Below are 24,416 nucleotides of genomic sequence, written 5' to 3'. Positions count from 1 at the left end.
GGCGAGTCGTTGAGCGCAAGGCTCAGCGGATTTGATAGTGGTAGATCAGATCGTCGAACCACCGATCACCGATCTGGTAGGCCTGCGGCACACGACGTGCGAACACAAAGCCGCATTTCTCCAACACCTTGCAGGACGCGACATTGCCGTCGGTCACGGTCGATTCCAGCGAGTTCAGCCCGATGGTCGCGGCGTAGTCGATGATCGCCTTTCGCGACTCGGTGCCAAAGCCTTTGCCCTGATGCTCCGGCAATAGCAGGCATCCCACTTCGGCATGCCCCGGCGACAGGATGCGAAAACCGGTCACGCCCAGTTCGTGCCCGCTGGCCCTGTCGGTCACCACCAGGCACAGCCAGTGCTCCGACTGCGGTCCCCACGCCGGGAGCCGATGCTCGAAACCTTTGCGAACCTGCTCCTCGGCAATTTCGCCGAACACGTACCGCATGGTCTGCGGCTCGGAATGCAGCCTGAGAAACAACGGCCAGTCGGATTCGACCATCGTGCGCAGGTCCAGTCGATCCGTGGATAGCTCGAGCATCCGCTGCTCCTTGCGAGGGTGGAAAAAGGAGAGGGTTTTTTACTTGGTGTGGGGGGAAAGATCAATGAGCGGATGGGGAGATGCTGAAGGTAATGGCGAATGCCGGCCATCGATGGGTACAGGCACGCAGACTGGAGGGCCCGTTGATGAAGGGAAGTCCCGGTTGGCGGGGCGGTGCGGAGAAAGGCGTTCGTGTCCGAACGGACAAGCGTAACGCCTCTCTCCAGTGGTGCCTGTCAGCCCGCCAACGTCGCGTTATCGATCACGAACCGATACTTCACATCGCCCTTGAGCATCCGCTCATAGGACTCGTTGATCTGATCCGCGCGAATCAGTTCGATGTCCGACACGATGCCGTGCTCGGCGCAGAAATCCAGCATCTCCTGGGTCTCGGGAATGCCGCCAATCATCGAGCCGGCGATGGTGCGGCGTTTCATGATCAGGTTGAACACGTTCGGCGATGGATGCGGCGAGGCGGGCGCGCCGACCAGGGTCAGTGCGCCGTCACGCTTGAGCAGCACCAGGAACGCATCGAGATCGTGAGGGGCGGCGACGGTGTTGAGGATGAAGTCGAAGCTCTTGGTGTGCGCGGCCATTTCTTCGGCATTGCGCGACACCACCACTTCATCGGCGCCCAGTGCTTTCGCCGCTTCGCGCTTGGATTCCGACGTGGTGAACGCCACCACGTGAGCGCCCATCGCATGGGCCAGTTTGATGCCCATGTGGCCCAGACCACCGATGCCGACCACACCGATCTTCTTGCCCGGCCCGGCGTTCCACTGACGCAGCGGCGAATAAGTGGTGATGCCCGCACACAGCAGCGGTGCGACGGCGGCCAGTTGCGCTTCGGGGTGGCGGATGCGCAGCACGTAACGCTCATGCACCACGATGTTTTGCGAGTAGCCGCCGAGGGTCCAGCCGGGGGCGTCCGGCGTCGGGAAGTTGTAGGTGCCGATCATGCCGTCGCAGTAGTTTTCAAGACCGGTTTCGCAGTCTTCACAGTGTTTGCAACTGTCGACGATGCAACCGACACCGACCAGATCGCCGACCTTGTATTCGGACACATGGGCACCGACCGCCGAAACGCGGCCGACGATTTCGTGTCCCGGGACGCACGGGAACTGGGTGCCGGCCCACTCGGAACGGACCTGGTGCAAGTCGGAATGGCAGATGCCGCAGAAGGCGATGTCGATCTGGACGTCATGGGCCGCAGGGGCGCGGCGATTGATCTGGATGGGCTCAAGGGGTTTGTCGCCCGCGTGGGCACCGTAGGCTTGTACAAGCATGGGAACGTCCTCGATGGATCTGTCGGACAGTCATCTTCCCGCTCTGAAGTTGCATTCCGTTAGTGCATTCCTATCGAATGCTTGCCTGATCCTGTGCGTCAGCGCCGCGCAGAAAGTTGCTGCGGGGCCAGGAACGCGTCGTGGAAGTAATTGCGCAAGGCCTGCATCGCCGGGCTGAATTCGCGCTCGCGGTGCCAGGCCAGGCCGACGCTCATCGGGGTCACCTTGTCGGTGATCGTCAGGGTCTCGATGCGCTTGCCTTCCAGCGACCAGGGGCGGTGCACCAGGTCCGAGAGAATGGCCACGCCGCTGCCATTGGCGACCATGCTGCGCACGGCTTCTACAGAGCTGGTACGCACCCGCACGTTGGGTTGCTGGCGGGCGTTTTCCCAATAGCGCATGGCACTTTGTTCCGCTTCATCCACAGTCAGCAGGATGTAGGGTTCCAACGCGACATCCGCGAGGCTGACGGCCGAGCGCTCACAGAGCGGATGGTGGCTGGGCAGCCACAGGCGGCGTTCGGAGTTGAACAGGGTTTCCGAAACGATGTCGGGGTGCGTGAGGTTCGCGGTAAGCACCACCGCCATATCGAACTTTCCTTCCAGCAAACCCTGTTCGATGGCCTGCCGTTCCTGCTCGTGGACTTCGATGGCGACGTCCGGGTGCCAGTGTTCCAGCCGTTGCAGATGATGCGGCAGAAAATAGCCGATCACCGTGTAGCTCGCGGCCAGGCGAATCAGGCCGCTGGCGCGGATGTCGGGTAGCGGGCTGTTCAGCGCGTCGTCGACGCTGCGCAAAATCACGTAGGCACGGTTCAGGAAGTGCCGACCGGCATCCGTCAGGCTCATGCCTTGTGCCGAACGCTGGAACAGCAACGTGCCGAGCATGCCTTCCAGTTCCTTGATCGCCGTGGTCACCGCCGACTGGGAAATATTCAAGTGAATCGCTGCCTGGGATATCTGCCCGATCTCTGCGGTGGCAACGAAGTAGCGAATCTGACGCAAGGTCAACGACATGGGTATTCCTGAATTAAGGTATCTGTTTTTCAGAAGATACCCTATCTGTTAATAGATCTTCCCAAGGGGTTGGCGGGAATTTAACGTGGCCTGCATGAAGTCACAAGCGTCAGGAGCAAGGGTTATGCAGGCAGTAGATTTCAACTCGGACATGGGCGAAGGCTTCGGCCCGTGGACCATCGGCGATGGTGTCGACGACGAACTGATGACGTTCATCAGTTCCGCCAACATCGCCACCGGTTTCCATGCCGGGGATCCCGGCACCATGCGTCGCACCGTCGAGCTGGCCAAGCGTCTGAAGGTCGGCATCGGTGCGCATCCGGGGTTTCGCGATCTGGTGGGATTCGGGCGCCGACACATCAATGCACCGGCTCAGGAACTGGTCGACGACATCCTTTATCAACTGGGCGCACTGCGCGAACTGGCGCGGGTGCAGGGCGTGACGCTGCAACACATCAAGCCTCACGGCGCGCTGTACATGCATCTGGCCCGGGACGAAGAAGCCGCGCGTCTGCTGGTGGAAAACCTGCAACGGCTGGAACCTGACCTGTTGCTGTATTGCATGCCGGATTCGGTTATCTGGCGTGTCGCCAAAGAGCTCGGCCAACCGGTTGTTCGCGAATTCTATGCAGACCGCGAATACGACTTGAGCGGCTCCATCGTCTTCACCCGCAATGTTCGCGCCTACGATCCGGGGTTTGTCGCCGCCCGTGTGTTGCGCGCTTGCCTGGAAGGCGTGGTGCGCACCGTCGAGGGTGAGGATCTGGCGATCGAGTTCGATTCCATCTGTCTGCACAGCGATACGCCGGGTGCTTTGGCGCTGGTCGAGGCCACCCGCAAGGCGCTCGATGCCGCCGGGATCGAGGTGCGCCGCCCCCGCTGAATAAAAACGAAACACCCGGCACACAGACGCCGGTGTTCAAACATCGATTTTTTGCCTGCCTTTCTACAACTATTCCAAGAGGAACAGACATGGCCGAACACTCTGTCATCACCCCGTTACCCGGGACTTTCTATCGAAAGGCCACGCCGGATTCGGCGAATTACGTCGAGGTCGGCGATCCTGTCAGCGCCGACACGGTGATTGGCCTGATCGAAGTCATGAAGCAGTTTTCCGAACTGACCGCCGGGACGGCGGGGCGCCTCAGTGCCTTTCAGGTTGAAGACGGTGATCCGGTGGAGCCGGGTCAGGTCGTCGCTACGCTTGATAGCGAGTGAGGGCGTGAACATGACTCAACCTATTCGTAAGTTGCTGGTCGCCAACCGTGGCGAAATCGCCGTGCGCATTATCCGTGCGGCCAAGGCCCTGGGCATTCCCACCGTTGCCGCGTGCAGCGAGGCCGATATCGACTCCCAGGCCGCACGCCTGGCCGATGAAGTGCATCTACTGGGGCCGGCCCGTGCCGATAAAAGCTACCTGAATATCGAGGCGTTGCTGGGTGCCCTGCAAGCGACGGGCGCCAATGCGGTTCACCCTGGATATGGCTTTTTGTCCGAGAACGCCGGGTTTGCCGAAGCCGTGATTGCCAGCGGCGCGATTTTCGTCGGGCCGGACCCGGACACGATCCGGCGCATGGGTGACAAGGCCGAAGCGCGGCGTACTGCCCAGGCGGCAGGTGTTCCAGTGGTGCCGGGTTCGCCGGGTGAGCTGTTTGATGTCGAGTCGGCGCTTCGGGCGGCGGAATCGGTCGGTTACCCGTTGCTGATCAAAGCCTCGGCCGGTGGCGGCGGGCGGGGTATTCGCCTGGCAGAAAATGCCGCGCAATTGAGTGAAGAGTTTCCCCGTTCGCAGCGCGAGGCACAGGCCGCTTTCGGTAATGGTGCGGTGTATCTGGAGCGCTTTATCGGCAAGGCCCGGCACATCGAAGTACAGGTTCTGGGCGACGGGAAAAACGCCGTGCACCTGTTCGAGCGCGAGTGTTCGCTACAGCGTCGGCGTCAGAAAATCTTTGAAGAAGCACCGTCGCCCGTACTGAACGCGCAGCAGCGGGAGGCACTCTGTGCCAGCGCCGTACGCTTGACCGAATCCCTCGGCTACAAGGGGGCGGGCACGCTGGAATACCTGTATGACGACGTCACCGGCGAGTTCTTCTTTATCGAGATGAACACCCGGATCCAGGTGGAGCACCCGGTCACCGAACGGGTCACCGGCATCGATCTGGTGCAGGCGATGTTGCGAATTGCCGGTGGTGAACCACTGGGCCTGAAACAGAGTGACATCCGCCTGAATGGCGCGGCCCTGCAAATGCGCTTGAATGCCGAAGACCCGGCCCGGGATTTTTTCCCAAGCCCCGGTCTGGTCGAATCGTTGGTCTGGCCGCAAGGCGAAGGTGTTCGTGTGGACACCCACCTGTATGAAGGCTACCGGGTGCCACCGTACTATGACTCGCTGTTGGCCAAGCTCATTGTGCACGGGCCGGATCGCTCCACAGCCCTGGCGCGTGCCCGGACAGCGGTGGCGCAAACCTTGCTGACCGGCATGGCCAGCACCTTGTCCCTGCACGCTGAATTGCTGCAGCAACCGTGGTTGCAAACCGCCGACTTTCATACCGGGACGCTGGAAAACTGGCTGTCCGCACGCCGCAGCGGAGGTGAAGCATGAGTCGTCCGATCCGCTACAGCTTTGGTGCCGATGAGCATCTGTTTGCCGAAGTCAGTGAAAGCATGTCCCTCGAGGCGTTTTTCAAGGGCATGGCGGTCACCCGCGCCGTGGAGCGGTTGAAACTCGATGGCGTACTCGATGTGTGTCTGGCCAACGCATCCTTCCAGATCCGCTTCGATCCGGATCGCATTGCGCCGCTGGCCTTGCTCGAGGCGGTGCAGGGCGCCGAGGCAGAAGCCGTTGCCGAGCGCACGTTGCAGACCCGGATCATTGAGATTCCGGTGCTGTACAACGATCCGTGGACCCACGAAACGCTGATGCGTTTTCGCGACCGGCACCAGGACCCGAGCGCCACGGATCTGGAATACGCCGCGCGCATCAATGGTCTGGCGGACGTCGATGCGTTCATTGCGGCTCATAGCGGGGCGCCATGGTTTGTCTCGATGGTGGGGTTCGTCGCCGGTTTGCCCTTCATGTTCCAGATGGTCGAGCGCGAACGTCAGTTGCAGGTGCCCAAGTACCTGCGTCCACGTACCGACACGCCGAAACTGACACTGGGTCACGGTGGTTGCTTCGGTTGTATCTACTCGGTGCGTGGCGCCGGGGGGTATCAGATGTTCGGTGTCACACCGGCCCCCATCTACGACCCGCAGCAATCGCTGGCGTACCTGAAGGAGCACATGGTGTTTTTCCGTCCGGGTGACATTGTGCAGTTCAAGCCAATGGATCGTGCAGCGTATGACCAGGCCGTTGCAGAGGTGGAGGCCGGGCATTTCGATTTGCGGATCCGGCCGGTGGAGTTTTCACTGGATGCGTTTCTCGCCGACCCGGTCGGTTATCCCGTGTCGCTGCAGGAGGTGCTGGCATGATCAAGGTACTCAAACCCGGTCTCGCCACGTCGGTTCAGGATCTGGGCCGCGAAGGTTACTACCACCTCGGCATCCCGCCGTCCGGCGCGCTCGATCAATATGCGCTGAGAGCGGCCAATCATCTGGTCGGCAATGCGGCGGATTGCGCCGCGCTGGAGTGTACGTTGCTGGGCCCTGAGCTGGCGTTTCAGCAAGACGCACTGGTCGCGGTGTGTGGCGCGCACATGGCGCCTCGACTCGATGGTGTGGAAATGCATCACGCCACCGCGTTCGCGGTGAAGGCCGGCCAGGTCCTGCGTTTCGATTTTCCCAAGGCCGGTGCCCGGGCTTATCTGGCGGTGGCAGGCGGAATCGATGTGCCGCTGGTGTTGGGGAGTCGATCGACTTATGCGCTCGGAGCGCTGGGTGGTTTTGCCGGACGACGCTTGATCGCCGGAGACGAATTGCCGGTGGGCAAAGCCAGCGGCAAGGGGCGTGCCGGTGCCAGTCTGCCCATGGCGCTGCGCCAGTCACTGGGTGGGGAGATCAGGCTGCGCGTGGTGCCGGGGCTTTATTACGATCGCCTGACCGACGCGGCAGCGAAGAGCTTTTTCGCCGAGCCGTGGACCGTCGGATCGGAAGCGGACCGCATCGGCTATCGCTTCAAGGGCGGCAGCGCGCTGGACTTCCAGCCGCGAGAGCAACCCTTTGGTGCTGGCTCCGATCCGTCGAACATCGTTGACAGCTGCTACCCGATCGGCTCGATTCAGGTACCCGCCGGCCTCGAACCCATCGTGCTGCATCGCGATGCCGTATCGGGTGGCGGTTACGCCATGATAGGCACCGTCATCAGTGCCGACCTGGATCTGATCGGCCAGATGCAGCCCAACCAGAAGGCTCGCTTTGTAGCGGTCAGCCTCGACGAGGCCCTGGACGCACGGCGTTCCTACAAGAAAAAACTCAGCTGCCTGAGCAAGCTTTTCCCTTCCTGACTCTGCCCGCCGCACCGCGCGGGCCCTGCCAAACGCCAGGCCAACGCCGCACTTCGGTGCGGTGAAGGCTGCCCGCGCTTCAACCTTTGACTGGTTCTGGAGTACACGCATATGGCTGCTTTATCGCAATCGAGTCAAACCGGGCAAGATCCGGCCCATCATCCCGTTTCCACCGAGGCCCGCATGGGCCGACTGTCTCTGACCATGGCCTGGTGGGCCGTGTGCAGCGCCATGTTCTACATCGTGGTCGGCGCTTCGCTGGCCTTGTCTTTCGGTGCACGCAATGCGCTGATCGGGATGGTGCTGTCGGTGATCAGTTATGGGCTGGTCAACAGCGTTCTCAGCCGTTTCGCCATGCGCAGCGGATGGTCGGTCGCGTTGTTTTCAAGCGTGTTGTTCGGCCGGGCCGGGGCATGCCTGGCCACGCTGATTTTCTTTTCGACGGCGATTTACTATGCCGTGTTCGAAGGATCGGTGATCGCCGTGGCGCTCAATCACCTGTACCCGGAACTGGTCTATCCACTGGCTGCCCTGCTGGTGGTGCTGTACAGCGTGCCGATGATTCTGGGTAGCGTGCAGCACTGGCTGGACAAGCTCAACGGCGTGTTGTTGCCGGTGTACCTGGGCGGTTTGCTGGTGGCGGTCGGGCTGTCGATCAGCCGTTATGGTTACCAGCCGCAATGGCTCGATTTCGGCCCGGCAACCCCCGCGACCTTCGGCTGGTGGGATTGCTATGTGGCCTACATGGGCGTCTGGATCCTGATGCTGTTCACCTTCGACTACGCCCGTTTCGGCAAGCCGCAGGACGCTCAGTATCATGGACGCTGGAACTTCGGCATGCCGTTCTATGCCGTGACGTTTCTGCTCAACGGCGCGGCAGGCATCTATCTGGTCAGCAGTATTCCCCATGAAGGCGCGCTGAACGAAGTCTCTGTGGTGATGGCCATTCTGCAGTTGATGGGGCTGTGGGGCCTGCTGTTCGTCTGGGCCACGCAAACCCGGATCAACACCGCCAACTACTACCTGGCGACCCTCAACATGCAGGCATTCTTTGGTCGTTTCGGCATACGCGGTTCGTACCTGCTGTGGGCAGTGGTGGTCGGGGTAATCGTGTACGGCTTGATGCTCGCTGACGTGTTTTCCTACTTGCTCAAGGCATTGGCGTATCAGGGCATTTTTGTGGTCGCCTGGGTCGGTGTGGCACTGGCGCAGATTGTCTATGGCAGCAATGACGAGGGTGCACTTGAACGCAGCCCGGCGTTCAACCCGGTCGGCCTGATGGCGTGGTTCGCTGCCACGGCACTGGGGTTGTTGCTGATGTGGACGGGCGGTGTTTCCGGCAGTTTTTCTGCGCCGTCGACGGTGGCGCTCGCGTTCGGCTTGCAGGCCGGGCTTGCTTATCGCCATCAGTGGGTAGGGCAGAGGGCAAGTTAAGAGGATCGGCGTTGGCCCGCTCGACGGCGGGCCAGCGTCGCGAGTGCATGATCAGGAAGCCGAACGTCGGACTTATGTGATTCTGATATCAGTGCTATCCAATTAGTGCCGTTTATCAATCAATCGTCGAAGGGTAGTTTGCATCTCCATACCGTATTGATGGAAAGGAGGGTGCAAACGATGCGAACCACGATGAAGGCCGGCGTGCTGGCCGCGATGATCGGAATGTCGGGCGCTGAAGTCGAGGCGGCGGATTACCGGCAGAACCCGTTCACCTTGACCTACGGTGGCGCGATCACCCGTAACGAACCGGGCAAGGTCAACATTCACCCGGTGACCTACACGCTCAATGGCCTGGCCATTTCCGCCAACGTCTACACCCCCGCGAACTACGATCCGGCCCGGCACTATCCCGCCGTTGTCGTCGCGCACCCCAATGGTGGGGTGAAAGAGCAGGTTGCCGGTCTTTATGCTCAGCGTCTGGCCGACCAGGGCTATATCACCATCACGGCGGACGCGGCCTATCAGGGCGCGAGCGGTGGTGAGCCGCGCAACATCGACAAACCGGCCAACCGAGTCGAAGACATTCATGGCATGGCCGACTTCATCGCCAGCTACCCGGGCGTCGACACCGCCCATCTCGGCTTGCTCGGCATCTGCGGCGGTGGCGGCTATTCGTTGAAGGCTGCGCAGACCGACAAGCGCTTCCGCTCGATTGCCACGGTGAGCATGTTCAATTCCGGGCTGGTGCGCCGCAACGGGTATCAGGATTCGCAACTCGACACCATCCAGCAGCGCTTGCAGCAAGCCTCGGCCGCCCGCGCCCAGGAAGCCGCTGGCGGGGAAATCCAATACATCGGTGATGCCAAACTGACCGATGAGCAGATCGCCAAGTTGCCGTTCGACCTGTACCGCCAGGGTTTCGAGTATTACGGCAAGACTCACGCGCATCCCAACTCGACTTTCCGTTACACCCTCAGCAGCCTGCTGGACCTGATGAGTTTCGACGCGACGGACCAGATCGAACTGATCGACAAGCCGTTGCTGATGATCGCCGGCAGCAAGGCCGACAGCCTGTACATGTCGGAGCAAGCCTTCGCCAAGGCCACCGGGACCCAGGACAAGACGCTGTTCAAGATCGACGGCGCCACCCACATCGAAACCTATTGGGTGCCGGCCTACGTCGATGTCGCCATGCAACAGCTGACGGCGTTCTACGCCCGAACCCTCTGATTCGAAGGAAGCCATCGCCATGAACAAAACCTTGTTGGGTCTCGCCATGTGCGCGGCCACCCCTTTTGCCAGCGCTGCCGAAGTCGCGGGCGGCGGCAGTGAGCCGTCGAGCGCGCAGCAGATCCGTCGTGCGGGTTCTCAGGCCTCATTTGTGGGGCCCGAAGATTATTTCTCCGGTCGGGTGCGCGTCGATCCACTGTTCAACGACACGGGCGAAATCAATGCGTCCGGCGCTTACGTGACGTTCGAGTCGGGCGCTCGTTCGGCCTGGCACACCCATCCTGCCGGTCAACGATTGGTGGTGATTTCCGGTGTCGGGCAAACCCAGGAATGGGGCAAGCCTGTGCAGGAGATTCACCCCGGCGATGTGATCGTCTGCCCGCCGGGCGTGAAGCATTGGCACGGCGCCGCGCCCAACAGCACCATGACCCACCTGGCGGTGACCGGCTCGGTGAACGGCAAGAATGTGGAGTGGCTGGAGAAAGTCGCTGAAGACCGGCCAGTGCCACCAACAGCACCAATAGAAGCCGCCGTCTCCGATGTGCTGTCCGCGAGACAGCAGGCAATCGTGCCGATTGGCGCGGCCATGGCCAGCAGCAACATGCCGCGTCTCAACAGCGCTTTGAACGAAGGATTGGATGCCGGGCTGACCGTCAGCGAGGCAAAGGAAATCCTGGTGCAGTTGTATGCCTACGCCGGTTTTCCACGCAGCCTCAATGCGCTGGGCGAATTGATGAAAGTGGTCGAGGCGCGCAAGCAACGGAGCATTCACGATGAGCCGGGGCGCGAACCCGGTCACGCCGTGGCGACAGGCGACGCCTTGCTGGCTGTGGGCAAGGCCAATCAGACCCGTATTGCCGGGGCGCCGGTTCAGGGCCCGTTGTTCGACTTCGCGCCGGTCATCAACCAGTTTTTGCAGACGCACCTGTTCGGCGACATCTTCGAACGCGACAACCTGGACTGGCAAAGCCGTGAACTGGCCACGGTTTCAGCCCTGGCGGCTACGCCCGGCGCCGAATCGCAGTTACGTTCGCATGTCGCGGCCAGCCTGCGGGTGGGCTTGAGCGCTGCGCAATTGCGTCAGTTGACGCAGGTGTTGACCCGGCACGGAGAAGTCGAAGCGGCGGGGCGCGCCAGCGAAGCACTGGAAAAACACCTGGCCCAACCCTGAGCAAACATCATCCGCCGTAGCGCAGCGCATCGCGCAACAGGGTGAAGGCGGGTGAACTCTGGCGCCGACTGGGGTAGTAGAGGTGATAGCCGGAAAACGGCTCGCACCAGTCGGCGAGCACCCGGATCAACCGGCCCTGCGCGACATGCTCCTGCACCAGGTCTTCCGGCATGTACGCCAGCCCCAGCCCCTGGAGCACGGACTGCAGGCGCATGGCAATGTTGTTGAACACCAGTTGCCCTTCGACTCGCACATTCAGGGTTTGTCCGTCCTTCTCGAATTCCCAGAGCAGCAGGCTGCCATGGGTCGGCATGCGCAGGGTGATGCAGTTGTGTTCCATGAGGTCGGGTGGAATCAGCGGTTTGCGGTGGCGGGCGAAGTAGGCCGGGGAGCCGACCACCGCCATGCGCATGTCCGGGCCTATGCGCATGGCGATCATGTCCTTGGCTACCTGTTCGCCCAGCCGCACGCCGGCGTCGAAGCCTTCGGCGACGATATCGGTCAGGCCGTAGTCGACGATGATCTCGACATTCAGGTCGGGGTTGTCGGGCATCAGCCGGGCGAGGGCGGGTTGCAGAATAGTGATCGCCGAATGCTCGCCGGCGGTGATGCGCAGTTTGCCGGCGGGTTTGTCGCGAAACTCGCTGAGCAAGGCCAGTTCGTGATCGATCTCCTCGAACCGCGGCGCGATCACGCGCAACAGATGCTCGCCGGCCTGGGTCGGGGAAACACTGCGGGTGGTGCGCGCGAGCAAGCGCACGCCAAGGCGTTCTTCCAGTTGACGCATCGCCCGGCTCAGGGCCGGTTGCGACATGCCCAGTTTCGCCGCCGCACGGGTGAAGCTGCGCTCTTGCGCCACCGCCGAAAAGATCGCGAGCAGGTCGTAGCTTTCAACTGACATTGATGCGCCCCTGTTATGAACTGCTGGCGATTATGCCATCAGCCATAACAATCGGCCGACTCTAAAAACCTGCGTCACAGCTGGGGTCAGGTGGATTTTTTACGCATTCTTTACGGTGGAGGATTGGGTTCGCATCGATACTGGCCGCGTTTTTTTGACCGCACCTGAGCCTTGTATTCCTGAAGGCCCCGGTTCGCGTATTGCCCAAGGATGGCATGCCACTACTTCCCGCCGTTCGAGAGCCGCGACCCTTGAGTAAAACCAACGAAAATTCCCCAACCAAGACCTCGGGCGCAGCCATGCTGGTGGCCGCTGTCGGCGTGGTTTACGGGGATATCGGCACCAGCCCCCTCTACACCCTCAAAGAAGTGTTTTCCGGCCACTACGGCGTGCAGCTCAATCACGACGGTGTGCTGGGCATTCTGTCGCTGGTTTTCTGGTCGCTGATCTGGGTGGTCTCGATCAAGTACGTGCTGTTCATCCTGCGGGCCAACAACCAGGGTGAGGGCGGCATCATGGCGCTGACGGCGTTGGCCCGTCGTGCGTCGGCGCCTTACCCGCACTTGAGCAAGGTGCTGGTGTTGCTCGGTCTGTTCGGTGCGGCGCTGTTCTACGGCGACAGCATGATCACTCCGGCGATCTCGGTGCTCTCGGCGGTAGAAGGGCTGGAGCTGGCGTTCGACGGCATCGAGCACTGGGTGGTGCCGCTGTCGGTGGTGGTGCTGGTGGCGCTGTTTCTGATCCAGAAACACGGCACGGCGCGGATCGGCATTCTGTTCGGCCCGGTCATGGTGCTGTGGTTCGTGGTGTTGGGCGCGCTCGGGGTCTACGGCATTGTGCAGCGCCCCGAGGTGTTGCAGGCACTGAACCCGATCTGGGCGGTGCGCTTCTTTACGGCCCATCCGGGCATGGGCGTGGCGATTCTGGGCGCGGTCGTCCTGTCGCTGACCGGTGCGGAAGCGTTGTACGCCGACATGGGCCATTTCGGCCGCAAACCGATTGCCCGTGCCTGGTTCATGCTGGTCCTGCCCGGTCTGGTCCTGAATTACTTTGGTCAGGGCGCGTTGATCCTCGGCAACCCGGAAGCGGTGCGTAACCCGTTCTATCTGCTGGCTCCCGAATGGGCGCTGCTGCCGATGGTCGCGCTGTCGACGCTGGCGACGATCATTGCTTCGCAAGCGGTGATTTCCGGTGCGTTCTCCCTGACGCGCCAGGCCATCCAGCTGGGCTACGTCCCGCGCATGTTCATCCAGCACACCTCGAGCCAGGAGCAGGGCCAGATCTACATCGGCACGGTCAACTGGGCGTTGATGGTCGGCGTGGTGTTGCTGGTGATCGGTTTCGAATCCTCCAGCGCCCTGGCTGCCGCATATGGCGTGGCGGTGACGGGCACCATGTTGATTACCACGCTGCTGTCCGCCGCCGTGGTGTTGTTGCTGTGGAAGACGCCGCGTTGGCTGGCGATCCCGATGCTGTTCGGTTTTCTGTTGGTGGACAGTCTGTACTTCGCGGCCAACGCACCGAAGATCCTGCAGGGCGGTGCATTCCCGGTAATCGCCGGCATCGGTCTGTTCATCCTGATGACCACCTGGAAGCGCGGACGCAAGATCATCGTCGAGCGACTGGATGAAACCGCGTTGCCGCTGCCGTTGTTCATCAGCAGCATTCGTGCGCAGCCACCTCATCGCGTGCAGGGCACGGCGGTGTTCCTGACGGCGCGGGCCGACGCGGTTCCCCACGCGCTGCTGCACAACCTGTTGCATAACCAGGTGCTGCATGAGCAGGTGGTGCTGTTGACAGTGGTATCCGAAGACAGCCCGCGAGTGCCGGTGGATCGTCGCTTTGAAGTCGAGTCCTACGGCGACGGCTTCTTCCGGGTCAACCTGCATTTCGGTTTTACCGAGGAACCGGATGTGCCAATGGCGCTGAGCCTTTGCCACCTGGCCGAACTGGATTTCAGCCCGATGCGCACCACGTACTTCCTCAGTCGTGAAACGGTGATCCCGACCAAACGCATCGGCATGGCCAAGTGGCGCGAGTACCTGTTCGCGTTTTTGCTCAAGAATGCCAACAGCAACCTGAAGTACTTCAAGTTGCCGTTGAACCGGGTGATCGAGCTGGGGACGCAGGTCGAAATGTAGGGAACGGGAAGCGGCTCAGGGCTGCCCGATGCTGACGGTGACACACAGACCACTGCGCTCGATGACGTCGGTAAACCCCAGATCGACCTTGAGCCCCGTGCGATCGGCAATCGCCTTGACGATGGACAGACCCAGCCCCGAGCCCGACTCATCGGTGCCCAGGCTGCGGTAGAACGGGTCGAAGACACGTGCCTGTTCTTCCACGGCAATCCCGGGGCCGGTGTCGCTGACTTGCAGGACGACCGCCGCTTGCTCCCGTTTGACCGAGAGGTCGATACGCCCGCCGGGCGGGGTGTAGCGGATGGCGTTGTCCACCAGGTTGCGGATCAGGATCAGCAGGTCGGTTTCATTGATGCTGACCTGCACGTCCTCGCTGCTCTCGACGCCGATATCGATATTCTTGCGGTCCGCCAGCGGCAGCAGGTCTTCCAGAATCCGTCGGTAAATGTGCAGGACTGAAACACTGGTGGGCGCTGCATTTGAGCTCGACTGCGCGGCAGCCAGGCTCAGCAGTTGATCGATCAGGTTCCGGCTGCGTTCTATGCCCCGGGACAGCGGCAACAGGCGTTCGCGGGCGGCGGCCGGCATTTCCGTGGCGGCCAGTCGTTCGGCCTGCAGGGACAGGGCGGTCATCGGCGAGCGCAGTTCATGGGCCGCATCGGCGACAAAACGCCGCTGGTTGTCCACGGACTGGGCGACGCGACCGAGCAAGCGGTTGATGGCCACCACAAATGGCCGGATCTCGCTCGGCACATGGCTTTCGTCCACTGGGTGCAGGGCCTGTTCGTCACGTCGATCAATGTCGGTCGACAGCGTGGCGATGGGGCGGAACATCTTGCGCACCAGATCGCCTACTACCAGCAACAGCACCGGAAACAGGATCAGAAACGGCAGCAGACTGCGCCAGGCGCTTTCGCGGGCCTCCTTGTCGCGCACGCCGGTTTCCTGGGCGACGACGATGCGCTCGCCACGGGCGGTGGTTCTGACCAGTACGCGGAAGTCTTCACCGGTCACCTTCAAGGTCGACAGGCCGTCGGACAAGGTCGTGGGGAAGGGCAGCGGCAGCAGGGCGTCGTCGTTGCCGACCGCCTGGCTGCCGTCGGCCAGGTATTGCACGATGACCCTGGATTCTTCGTTGTCGTCGTCCACGGCCTGAGCGGCGGGGTAGTGCAGGGTCATTTGCTGGCGGTCGTAAAGGGCCGCTACCTGACGCAAGGTTTCATCCTGCATTTCGTGGGCTTCGTCCAGCGCCGAGACGAACGCAAACGCCGCGGCCAGCAGTGCAACGACCAGAATCGCCAGCGACAGGGTGACCGACAGCCGCAGTTGCACCGAATCCCTCAGGCGCCTTTTGAAACCATCCATCCCATTCCCCTGACGTTCTTGATGACGTGACTGCCGAGTTTGCGTCGCAGGGCGTGAATCAGAAACTCCACCGCGTTGCTTTCCACTTCATTGCCCCAGCCATAGAGCCGGTCTTCGAGTTCACTGCGCGAAAGGATTGCCCCTGGCCGGATCAACAGAGCCTGCAACAGGGCGAATTCGCGGCTGGACAATTGCACGTCCGGGTTGTCGGCGGTCGTGGCTTGCTTGGAGAGCAGATCAAGGGACACCACGCCGTTGTCGAGCAAGGACAACGCCGTCCCGCCCTTGCGCCGCAGCACCGCGCGCATCCGCGCCAGCAGCTCGGCCATGTCGAAAGGTTTGAGCAGGTAATCGTCAGCACCGCCGTCGAGGCCGCGCAGGCGATCGTCGAGGCCGTCCCGGGCGGTGATGATCAGCAGCGGCACCGGGTTGTTGCGAGCGCGAATGCTGTCGAGCACGTCCAGTCCGTCCTTGCCGGGCAGGCCGAGGTCCAGCAGCACCAGGTCGTAGTGCTGGGTGTCCAGCGTGGCCAATGCGGTGAGGCCGTTTTTCACCCAGTCGGTGGCGTAGCTGGCGTCGTTGAGGGCGCCCTGGATGGCATCGCCGATCATCGGATCGTCTTCGACCAGTAATATCCGCATGACCCGCTCTCCAAAAAAATAGCGCGACGGGCAGGGCCGTCGCGCTTGTATTGAAGCATCTGTGCAAGGGTTTGTCCGGCCCCGAATCAGGCGTTGCCCTTCAGCGAGTCAAAGGCCTTGAGCAATTCGTCCATTCGTGCCTTGCAGTCTTTCTGTTGCGGGGCGCTGGCGCGCAAGGTATCGAGCGAGCGGTCGATGGCCTTGTCCAGCATGTGCCAGTCGCCGGCGGCACGGGGTTTGATCCCGGCTTCGGCGGAGTCCCAGGCGGTTTCCAGATCCTTGATCCGGGCCTTGGCGCCGGGCAGATCGTTTTTATCGACCAGGGCAGCGACGTCGGCCGCGATGTTGCGGAACTCGGACAGATCCCCCAGTTTGGAGGCGGCCTGGCCTTGTGTGCTGACGGCTCCTGCAGCGGCGTTTGCAGCAGGCTTGTCCGCCGGTTTCGAGCAGCCGGCAGCAATGCTCAGCAGGCAGATGGACGAGACGATGGCAACGTGACGAATGATGTTTTGAATCTGGCGCATGATGATTCCCTGATGAAAGTCTGAAGGTTTACTGAGTGATGGCTTTGCGATTGCCGACGCTGATCTGCGCGACGGTGACCAGCAGGACGATGACGCAGAGGAATATCGCGCTGGTCCAGGTTGCGCCCATGCCGAGGCCGCCGTAGGTCTTGGCCTGGGTCAGCAAGTCGCCGAGGGAGGCGCCGAAGGGGCGAGTCAGGATGTAGGCGATCCAGAACGTCAGCACGGTGTTGGCACCCAGACGCCAGGCGATCAGGGTGGCCGCGATCAACGCGCCGAAGATCACTGCGCCGACGGTGAAGCCCAGGCCCAGCGCTTCAGTGGCCAGGTCGCCGGCGGCGGTACCGAGGGCAAAGGTGCAAAGCACGGTGGCCCAATAGAAAAGCTCCCGACGCGGGGTGACGATTTCGCGGATCGACAGGCTGCGTTCGGTCCGGTACCAGATCAGGAAATTCACCACCAGCAACACAGAGAACACCGCCGTGCTGGTGTAGAGGCTGACGTCCAGCATGTCGGTCAGGATGTCGGTGATCTGCGTGCCGACGATGCTCACCAGCACCACGGTCAGCCAGTAGATCCAGGGGGTGTAGGCCTTGGTGCGCAACTGGGTGAACAGCGCGATGGCCAGCAGCGCGGCCATGCCGAGGCTGGTCGGGCCGGCGCCGAAACCGGCGTCCACGGCCAGAAAGTCGGCACCGGTTTCACCCACGGTCGTGGACAGGATCTTGATCACCCAGAAGGACAGCGTCACTTCGGGTACTTTGTTGAGCCAGTCGGCTATGGCGGGTTTCATGGGTGGATGGCCTCTCCTGAGCAGCGCTGAATGTGCGCAGGAGAGAAGGTATCCAGTGAAACTTAGCTGAGCCTGAGGGGCTGGCGATTGTCAGCGCAGCGGCACGTAAATATCCGTTTGCCACTGCTCCTGCGGGGTCTCGGGACTGATGCTCAAGTACTCGAAAAACAGCGGGTGATCGCGCAACTCTTCGCCGCTGGAGGGCAGCCAGTCGCGGTAGACCGGGTAGATGGTTTCACCGATGTGATCGGTGGAACCTGTGTGACGCACCACCGCGCAGCGGCCGGCAGGAATGTTCAGCTCGCGGACGCTGAATTCATTCGGCGCCACCGCTTCACGGGTTTCGCCGCAGATCGCGAAATGGAAGTCCTCCGGCGGCGTCGTGTCAGGGTTGCCGTAAGGAATCCCGAACGTGCGGCTCGATGTCACCGGCGACTGCCCGCTCTGTTGGCGCCACTGGATGAAGCGTTGCACGCTTTGATTGACGAGCCCTGGTGGCCCACGGTGATCGAGCGCAGCGACCTGGACTCCGGGGAAGTCGACGATTCGTACCTGCATGGTAATGCTCCTTGAAAAGTGAGGAATGGCGAAGACCGTGTGCCAGACGCTCCAGTCCGGAGCCTTGCGAAATGCCCCCGGCGAAGTACCGAAGGCTCGCTTGAATGCCCTGGAAAACGCTTCGGGACTTTCGAACCCCGCGTCGAGCGTGGCTTCCATCACCGAATGGTCGGGCAGGGTACTCAAACGGTGCGCGGCACGGCGCAGGCGCATCAACTGCACATAGCGCGAGACGGGCACACCGACGTATCCCGTAAACTGCCGGTGAAAGTGGAACTCGGAAAAGTTCGCCACCTGGCTCAGCGTTTTCACCGACAGATCGCCCTCAAGATTGGCGTCGATGTAGGCGAGTACGACGGTGAAGCGCTTTGCGTAGGCAGTTTGCGTCGGTGCGTCTGGCACGGAGTGAAGCTCCTGGAGTAACGGTCGGCCCTAGAATCGTCGAAAGCGGCGTACAGATACCTAGCCGGACTTGCTCAGGGTTTGACCTCTTCAGGCATTACATCCGAACGACCCTGCACGAATCAATCGCGCGCCTGAGCGACGATTGCAAAGTTGCCCGGGGCTTTCTCCAGCAATCCAAGAAATCTCACCAGATCCACCGTGCTGCCATCGACCTTCAGGTCTTTTGAGGTGAGGGCGTCCTTGAACCCCGCCGTGCCGCCCAGCAGTTGCACGAAAAGATCCTTGGTGACGCTCAACGTGGCGTTGGCATTGCTGGCCGGTGCGCCCCGGCGATAGTGCAACACGGCGTTCTCGATCCACAGCACGAACGACTCCTTCGTATCGGTCAGTTGCAGGTTGAAGGTCCAGTTCTTGCCGTCCGCCGCCGGCCCGTCGAGGCTCGCGGCCATGGCTTCGAGGAAGCGTTCGGTGGGCGTCTGCTTCATCAGCTCGATCAGGTCCGAACGTCTCACGCCTTTGGCCGGCGGGCCGTTGCGCAGTTCCTGGGCGGCGGTCAGGTAGCTGTTGCGCCAGGTCGCGGATTCCGATTGGTAGCCCAGCTGTTCATAGGTTTGGGCCAGCAGTTCCTTGTCGGCCTTGTCGTCGGGCTGGTCGAGGACGGCCTGATCCAACAGTTCGGCCACCCAGCGGTATTCGCCTTTGTCATAGGCCACGCGTGCGGCCTCGACCACTTTGGCGCTGCCGCCCATCAACTCGACGTAACGTCTGGCGGACTCCCTGGGAGGCAGCGGATTCAGATGCGCCGGGTTGCCATCGTAGGCGCCGAGGTACATCTGGTAGATCGCCTTGACGTTGTGTCGCAGGTCGCCGTAATAGCCGCGGGTGCCGAAGTACGAAGCCAGCGAGTCGGGCAACTGGATCTTCTCGGCGATCTCGTCGGGCGTGTAGCCGGCATTCATCAGGCGCACGGTCTGGTCGTGCATGTACTTGTAGACGTCGCGGTGCTTGGTGATGAATTCGCGGATGCGCTCGTTGCCCCAGACCGGCCAGTTATGCTGGCCGAAATAGACCTCGGTGTCGCCCAGTTCATCGAGGGCAGCCTGGGCGTAGTCGGACCAGAGCAACGCGTCGCGGACCTTGGCGCCACGGATCGGCAACAGATTGTGCATGGTCTGCGCCAGCAGCTCGGCACCGCCGTAGGCCTTGCGTTCGGGGATGGAAAAGGTCAGCTCGGCCGGGGCCTCAGCCCCCGGAATGTTGTGGAACACGAAGGTCACGCCGTCGATCATAAGTTCCTGCGTCGGCTGATCGATGATCTGCGTCGGCGCCAGAATGCCGATGCTGCCGTAGGCGACGTTTTTGCCCAGCCCGGTATCCACCATGCCGGTGGCACCCGGCGCCAGGTTCTTGCCGAACTGATACATCGAACGGCGCGACATCGCCGGCCCCGCCAGCACGTTTTCGCTGGTGGCTTCTTCCATAAAGCCGACAGGGGCCACCACGGGAATCCTTCGCTCGGCCACTTCCGCGACCGAGGTAATGCCCAGCACACCGCCGAAGTGGTCGGCATGGTCATGGGTGAAGATGATGGCGGTCACGGGCTTGTTGCCGAGTTGCTCGCGGGCAAAGGCCAGGGCAGCGGCGGCGGTTTCCTTCGAGGTCAGCGGGTCGACCACGATCCATCCGGTCTGGCCTTCGATCAGCGTCATGTTGGCGATGTCGAAACCGCGCAACTGGTAGATGCCGTCGGTGACTTTGAACAGACCGATCTGGGCGTTGAGCATCGCATGACGCCACAGGCTCGGGTTGACCGTGGCGGGAGCCTTGCCTTCGACGAATCTGAACGCATCGAAATCGATCAGCACAGAGCCGTCGGAGCCGAGGATCTGGCCGGTCGGACGGGCGATGAAACCGCGCCGGGCGTCTTCCATGTCCCGAGTGTCGTTGAGGTCCAGGCCCTTGATCGAGGCTTCTATTACCGCCGCCGTGGCGGGCGTCGCTTCACCGCTGGCAACGCTGGGCGGTTTGTCACAGCCGGCGAGGGAAACCAGCGTCAGGGCGATCAGTGTGTGAAAGGTCGGTCTCATTCTTATTGTTCTCCGAGGATCGATTCATCAGAGAGTAGGGAGGCGGGCACGATGTATCCAATGCATTGTTTACATCCGGACAATGCGTGGCTAGCATCGGCCAGATGGACCTCAAACGACTGACACACCTGCTGGCCCTTGCCGATGAACGCCATTTCGGCCGCGCCGCCGAACGCGTGCACCTCAGCCAGCCGGCCCTGAGCCGCAGCATCCAGGTGCTCGAAAGCGAAACCGGTCAGCGCCTGTTCGACCGGGACAGTGGCGACGTTCGCCCGACGCCGGCGGGGGAGTTTCTGATCGAGCGGGCGCGACGGCTACTGTTCGATGCACGCTCGCTGGAGCGGGATCTGGCACTCTACGGCGATGGCCGGCTAGGCAACCTCGCATTCGGCGTCGGGCCGTTTCCGGCGGCGATGTTGATGCATCAGGTGGTGCCTCGGTTGCGCCGGGAATATCCGCAAGTCACCCTGCGGGTAGAGATCAACAACTGGCAGATACTCGAAGCACGGCTGCGGGATGAGGCGATCGAATTCTTCGTCGCGGACATTCGCAATTTCTCGGCCGACACCGATCTGCTGATCCGCTCGCTGGGTCAGGCCTCGGCGGGGTTCTTCGTCCGGCCACAACACCCGCTGGCCGGGCATCAAGTAACGATGAGAGACCTGGAAAAGTACGGCATCGCCACGACGCGCCTGCCGGCCGTGGTGAAGGAAGAGACTGCGCATACCCTGGGCATTTCCACACGTCAGGCCTTGCCGCTTGCGCTGGAGTGCGACGATGTAGCGTTGCTCAGGACGGTGGCCTGTTCGACCGATACCATCCTCGGCGTGATCCACGGCGCCGTGGCTGAAGACCTGCACAGCGGCAACCTGATCGAATTGCAGGTCGTGGACCGGCCCGGACTGCACTCCGAAATCGGTGTCGTCAGCCTGCCCAACAGAAGCCTGTCACCGACCGCTCGCTGCGTGATCGACGCCATCGCCGACGAGATGGCGCAGCGCAACGTCTCGACCTGACCGGCGCTCCGGTCGGCGGCCAAAACGCCAAAGCACAAGACTTCCCGCTCAAAAACCGGATAATGGCGGCCATTCTGTTCAGCTCGCTATTCTGGTAGTCCCCCATGGAAATCAAGGTCAACTTTCTCGACAACCTTCGACTTGAAGCCAAGTTCGACGACTTCACGGTGGTGGCCGACCAACCGATCCGCTACAAGGGCGATGGTTCGGCACCGGGTCCGTTCGACTACTTCCTGGCTTCGTCGGCGCTGTGTGCGGCGTACTTCGTGAAGCTGTATTGCGAAACCCGCAATATCCCGACCGATAACATCCGCCTGTCGCAGAACAACATCGTTGACCCGGAGAACCGCTACAACCAGATCTTCAAGATTCAGGTCGAACTGCCGGCAGACATCTCCGACAAGGACCGCCAGGGCATCCTGCGCTCCATCGACCGCTGCACCGTGAAGAAGGTGGTGCAGGCCGGTCCCGAGTTCGTCATTGAAGAAGTGGAAAACCTCGACGCCGACGCCCAGGCTCTGCTGATGCCGGGTGCGAACTCCAGCGCCAGCACCTACATTCCGGGCAAGGACCTGCCGCTGGAGCAGACCATCGCCAACATGTCGGGCATCCTCGCCGACCTCGGCATGAAGATCGAAATCGCCTCGTGGCGCAACATCGTGCCGAACGTGTGGTCGCTGCACATTCGCGATGCGCACTCGCCGATGTGTTTCACCAATGGCAAGGGCTCGACCAAGGAAGGCGCGCTGGCGTCGGCACTGGGCGAATTCATCGAGCGCCTGAACTGCAACTTCTTCTACAACGATCAGTTCTGGGGTCTGGACCTGGCCAATGCGCCGTTCGTGCACTACCCGGACGAGCGCTGGTTCAAGCCGGGCAGCAATGATGAGCTGCCGAGCGAGATCCTCGACCCGTACTGCCTGAAGATCTACAACCGCGACGGCGAGCTGCGTGGTTCACACCTGATCGACACCAACTCCGGCAATGAAGAGCGCGGCATCGTTTCGCTGCCGTTCGTGCGTCAGTCGGACGGCGAGGTGGTGTACTTCCCGTCGAACCTGATCGAAAACCTGTACCTGAGCAACGGCATGAGCGCCGGCAACACCCTGGCCGAAGCCCAGGTGCAGTGCCTGTCGGAAATCTTCGAGCGTGCGGTGAAACGCGAAATCATCGAAGGTGAATTCGCGTTGCCGGACGTGCCGCAGGAAGTGCTGGCGAAGTACCCGGCGATCATGGCCGGCATTCAAGGTCTGGAAGCCCAGGGCTTCCCGGTACTGGTGAAGGATGCGTCGCTGGGGGGCGAATTCCCGGTGATGTGCGTCACGCTGATGAACCCGCGTACCGGTGGTGTGTTCGCCTCGTTCGGCGCACACCCGAGCTTCGAAGTGGCGCTGGAGCGCAGCCTGACCGAACTGCTGCAGGGCCGCAGCTTCGAAGGCCTGAACGATCTGCCGCAGCCGACCTTCGAAGCTCAGGCGGTTACCGAACCGAACAACTTCGTCGAGCACTTCATCGACTCCAGCGGTGTGGTGTCGTGGCGCTTTTTCAGCGCCCAGGCGGAATACGAATTTGTGGAGTGGGACTTCACCGGCCAGGGTGAGAATTCCAACGTCGAAGAGGCCGAAACCCTGTTCGGCATCCTCAAGGGCATGGGCAAGGAATCTTACATGGCGGTGTACGAGCACATCGGCGCCACCGCTTGCCGCATCCTGGTGCCGGATTACTCGGAAATCTACCCGGTGGATGACCTGATCTGGGACAACACCAACAAGGCGCTGTTCTTCCGTGAAGACATCCTCAACCTGCATCGCTTGAACGAAGAAGAACTCCAGTCGCTGGTCGAGCGTCTGGTCGAAAGCGAACTGGACGACTACACCGACATCACCACGCTGATCGGTATCGAGTTCGATGACAACACCGTGTGGGGTCAACTGACGATTCTGGAACTGAAACTGCTGATCTGGCTCGCCCTGGGACAGATCGAGGAAGCGAAAGAAGCAGTGGAGATGTTCCTCCAGTACAACGACAACACTGTCGAGCGCGGTCTGTTCTATCAGGCCGTCAACGGGGTGCTGGAGATGCAACTGGACGAAGACCTGGAGCTGGCCGACTACGAAGCCAACTTCCGCCGCATGTTCGGCAACGAACGGATGGATGCGGCGATCGGCTCGGTGGACGGCAGCGTTCGCTTCTACGGCTTGACGCCGACCAGCATGAAGCTCGAAGGCCTCGACCGTCACCTGCGACTGATCGACAGTTACAAGAAACTGCACGCGGCCCGGGCCAGCGTGAAGACTTCGTAACGCTGACAGCAGCGACAAAAAAAGCACCTTCGGGTGCTTTTTTGTTGTCTGGAGGTGGGGCGGTCGTTGGCTCTGTTACGTGCGAGCCGGTTCCTGGCTTGTCCAGACGGCCAGTTCATAGCCGTCCGGATCAATGAAGTGGAAGCGGCGGCCACCGGGGAAGGAAAAGGTCGCGCGGGTGATCACCGCGCCCAGCGTTTTGAGCCGCTGCTGAGCGCCTTCGAGATCTTCCGCGTACAGAATGATCAGCGGGCCACCCGGGCGAACCGGTTCTCCCGTGGTGAAGCCACCGGTCAGCCTGCCATCGCTGAACTCGGTATAGGTCGGGCCGTAGTCAACGAATGTCCAGCCGAACGCATCACCGTAGAACGCCTTGCTGCGGGCAATGTCGCCGACATTGAACTCGATGTTGTCGATTTGCCGATCTTTACCACGAACACTCATGGTGGCCTCCTTGGCTGATTTTAAAAATCGATCATAGACGAATAAAAATACTTGCACCGTGATGCATCCGATTGCGCGTCTGCTCCGTAAATTCATCACCCTCATTCGAAGGGTCGAA

Annotated in this window: 22 protein-coding genes; 11 read left to right on the top strand and 11 right to left on the bottom strand. The window is 61.6% G+C overall.

Going from position 1 to position 24,416, the window contains the following annotated elements:
* Positions 1-22: 22 nt before the first annotated feature.
* The 3 genes from DXT77_RS22365 to DXT77_RS22355 form a co-directional block, all read right to left on the bottom strand.
* Entirely contained in the window at positions 23-538 is a 516-nt protein-coding gene (locus DXT77_RS22365) for a GNAT family N-acetyltransferase (RefSeq protein ID WP_119429209.1), read from the bottom strand.
* A 236-nt stretch (positions 539-774) separates the two neighbouring features.
* Positions 775-1,824: an NAD(P)-dependent alcohol dehydrogenase gene (locus tag DXT77_RS22360; protein WP_119429208.1), complete on the bottom strand. Its 1,050-nt coding sequence runs from the start codon at positions 1,822-1,824 to the stop codon at positions 775-777.
* Between the two features lie 98 nt (positions 1,825-1,922).
* Positions 1,923-2,840, bottom strand: coding sequence for a LysR family transcriptional regulator (locus tag DXT77_RS22355; protein WP_119429207.1), 918 nt, complete (start codon positions 2,838-2,840; stop codon positions 1,923-1,925).
* Positions 2,841-2,964: 124 nt separating this feature from the next.
* Here DXT77_RS22355 and DXT77_RS22350 point away from each other — a divergent pair, with 124 nt between their 5' ends.
* From DXT77_RS22350 to DXT77_RS22315, 8 genes are all read left to right on the top strand, one after another.
* Positions 2,965-3,723, top strand: coding sequence for a 5-oxoprolinase subunit PxpA (locus DXT77_RS22350; RefSeq protein WP_119429206.1), 759 nt, complete (start codon positions 2,965-2,967; stop codon positions 3,721-3,723).
* A gap of 89 nt (positions 3,724-3,812) precedes the next feature.
* Positions 3,813-4,058: an acetyl-CoA carboxylase gene (locus DXT77_RS22345; RefSeq protein ID WP_085708515.1), complete on the top strand. Its 246-nt coding sequence runs from the start codon at positions 3,813-3,815 to the stop codon at positions 4,056-4,058.
* Positions 4,059-4,068: 10 nt separating this feature from the next.
* The gene (locus DXT77_RS22340) at positions 4,069-5,442 is read left to right on the top strand and encodes an acetyl-CoA carboxylase biotin carboxylase subunit (protein WP_119429205.1); all 1,374 of its coding nucleotides are present in this window, start codon (positions 4,069-4,071) and stop codon (positions 5,440-5,442) included.
* Positions 5,439-6,311: an allophanate hydrolase subunit 1 gene (locus tag DXT77_RS22335; protein WP_119429204.1), complete on the top strand. Its 873-nt coding sequence runs from the start codon at positions 5,439-5,441 to the stop codon at positions 6,309-6,311. The genes DXT77_RS22340 and DXT77_RS22335 overlap by 4 nt, the downstream gene beginning before the upstream one ends.
* The gene (locus DXT77_RS22330; protein ID WP_119429203.1) at positions 6,308-7,282 is read left to right on the top strand and encodes a biotin-dependent carboxyltransferase family protein; all 975 of its coding nucleotides are present in this window, start codon (positions 6,308-6,310) and stop codon (positions 7,280-7,282) included. The genes DXT77_RS22335 and DXT77_RS22330 overlap by 4 nt, the downstream gene beginning before the upstream one ends.
* Before the next feature lie 183 nt (positions 7,283-7,465).
* On the top strand, positions 7,466-8,716 hold the full coding sequence (locus tag DXT77_RS22325; RefSeq protein ID WP_256663008.1) for a cytosine permease: 1,251 nt from the start codon (positions 7,466-7,468) through the stop codon (positions 8,714-8,716).
* 180 nt (positions 8,717-8,896) lie between these two features.
* On the top strand, positions 8,897-9,949 hold the full coding sequence (locus tag DXT77_RS22320) for an alpha/beta hydrolase (RefSeq protein ID WP_119429201.1): 1,053 nt from the start codon (positions 8,897-8,899) through the stop codon (positions 9,947-9,949).
* A gap of 19 nt (positions 9,950-9,968) precedes the next feature.
* On the top strand, positions 9,969-11,120 hold the full coding sequence (locus tag DXT77_RS22315; RefSeq protein ID WP_119429200.1) for a carboxymuconolactone decarboxylase family protein: 1,152 nt from the start codon (positions 9,969-9,971) through the stop codon (positions 11,118-11,120).
* A gap of 7 nt (positions 11,121-11,127) precedes the next feature.
* On the opposite strand, the gene DXT77_RS22310 is transcribed toward DXT77_RS22315, so the two are convergent.
* The gene (locus DXT77_RS22310) at positions 11,128-12,021 is read right to left on the bottom strand and encodes a LysR family transcriptional regulator (protein WP_119429199.1); all 894 of its coding nucleotides are present in this window, start codon (positions 12,019-12,021) and stop codon (positions 11,128-11,130) included.
* A gap of 299 nt (positions 12,022-12,320) precedes the next feature.
* Here DXT77_RS22310 and DXT77_RS22305 point away from each other — a divergent pair, with 299 nt between their 5' ends.
* Positions 12,321-14,162 carry a potassium transporter Kup gene (locus DXT77_RS22305; protein ID WP_114882369.1) on the top strand — a complete coding sequence of 614 codons (1,842 nt, stop codon included), beginning with the start codon at positions 12,321-12,323 and terminating at the stop codon, positions 14,160-14,162.
* Between the two features lie 15 nt (positions 14,163-14,177).
* Here DXT77_RS22305 and DXT77_RS22300 read toward each other — a convergent pair whose 3' ends face one another.
* The 6 genes from DXT77_RS22300 to DXT77_RS22275 form a co-directional block, all read right to left on the bottom strand.
* Complete coding sequence (locus tag DXT77_RS22300; protein ID WP_119429198.1) at positions 14,178-15,527, bottom strand: ATP-binding protein; 1,350 nt, start codon at positions 15,525-15,527, stop codon at positions 14,178-14,180.
* Positions 15,503-16,168, bottom strand: a complete 666-nt coding sequence (locus tag DXT77_RS22295) for a response regulator (protein WP_119429197.1) — start codon at positions 16,166-16,168, stop codon at positions 15,503-15,505. The genes DXT77_RS22300 and DXT77_RS22295 overlap by 25 nt, the downstream gene beginning before the upstream one ends.
* Before the next feature lie 86 nt (positions 16,169-16,254).
* Positions 16,255-16,692 carry a hypothetical protein gene (locus DXT77_RS22290; RefSeq protein ID WP_085708504.1) on the bottom strand — a complete coding sequence of 146 codons (438 nt, stop codon included), beginning with the start codon at positions 16,690-16,692 and terminating at the stop codon, positions 16,255-16,257.
* 28 nt (positions 16,693-16,720) lie between these two features.
* On the bottom strand, positions 16,721-17,485 hold the full coding sequence (locus DXT77_RS22285; RefSeq protein WP_085708503.1) for a hypothetical protein: 765 nt from the start codon (positions 17,483-17,485) through the stop codon (positions 16,721-16,723).
* Between the two features lie 90 nt (positions 17,486-17,575).
* Positions 17,576-18,445, bottom strand: a complete 870-nt coding sequence (locus DXT77_RS22280) for a GyrI-like domain-containing protein (RefSeq protein ID WP_119429196.1) — start codon at positions 18,443-18,445, stop codon at positions 17,576-17,578.
* A gap of 122 nt (positions 18,446-18,567) precedes the next feature.
* Complete coding sequence (locus tag DXT77_RS22275) at positions 18,568-20,535, bottom strand: alkyl/aryl-sulfatase (RefSeq protein WP_119429195.1); 1,968 nt, start codon at positions 20,533-20,535, stop codon at positions 18,568-18,570.
* 86 nt (positions 20,536-20,621) lie between these two features.
* Here DXT77_RS22275 and DXT77_RS22270 point away from each other — a divergent pair, with 86 nt between their 5' ends.
* Entirely contained in the window at positions 20,622-21,551 is a 930-nt protein-coding gene (locus DXT77_RS22270; RefSeq protein WP_256663006.1) for a LysR family transcriptional regulator, read from the top strand.
* A 104-nt stretch (positions 21,552-21,655) separates the two neighbouring features.
* On the top strand, positions 21,656-23,854 hold the full coding sequence (locus DXT77_RS22265; protein WP_119429193.1) for an OsmC domain/YcaO domain-containing protein: 2,199 nt from the start codon (positions 21,656-21,658) through the stop codon (positions 23,852-23,854).
* 75 nt (positions 23,855-23,929) lie between these two features.
* On the opposite strand, the gene DXT77_RS22260 is transcribed toward DXT77_RS22265, so the two are convergent.
* Positions 23,930-24,298, bottom strand: coding sequence for a VOC family protein (locus tag DXT77_RS22260; RefSeq protein ID WP_119429192.1), 369 nt, complete (start codon positions 24,296-24,298; stop codon positions 23,930-23,932).
* Between the last annotated feature and the right edge of the window lie 118 nt (positions 24,299-24,416).

The sequence above is a fragment of the Pseudomonas sp. 91RF genome, from assembly GCF_003576265.1.
Lineage (GTDB): Bacteria > Pseudomonadota > Gammaproteobacteria > Pseudomonadales > Pseudomonadaceae > Aquipseudomonas > Aquipseudomonas kribbensis.
Note: the sequence above shows the minus strand (reverse complement) of the source record. Positions and strands in the feature narration are given on the sequence as shown.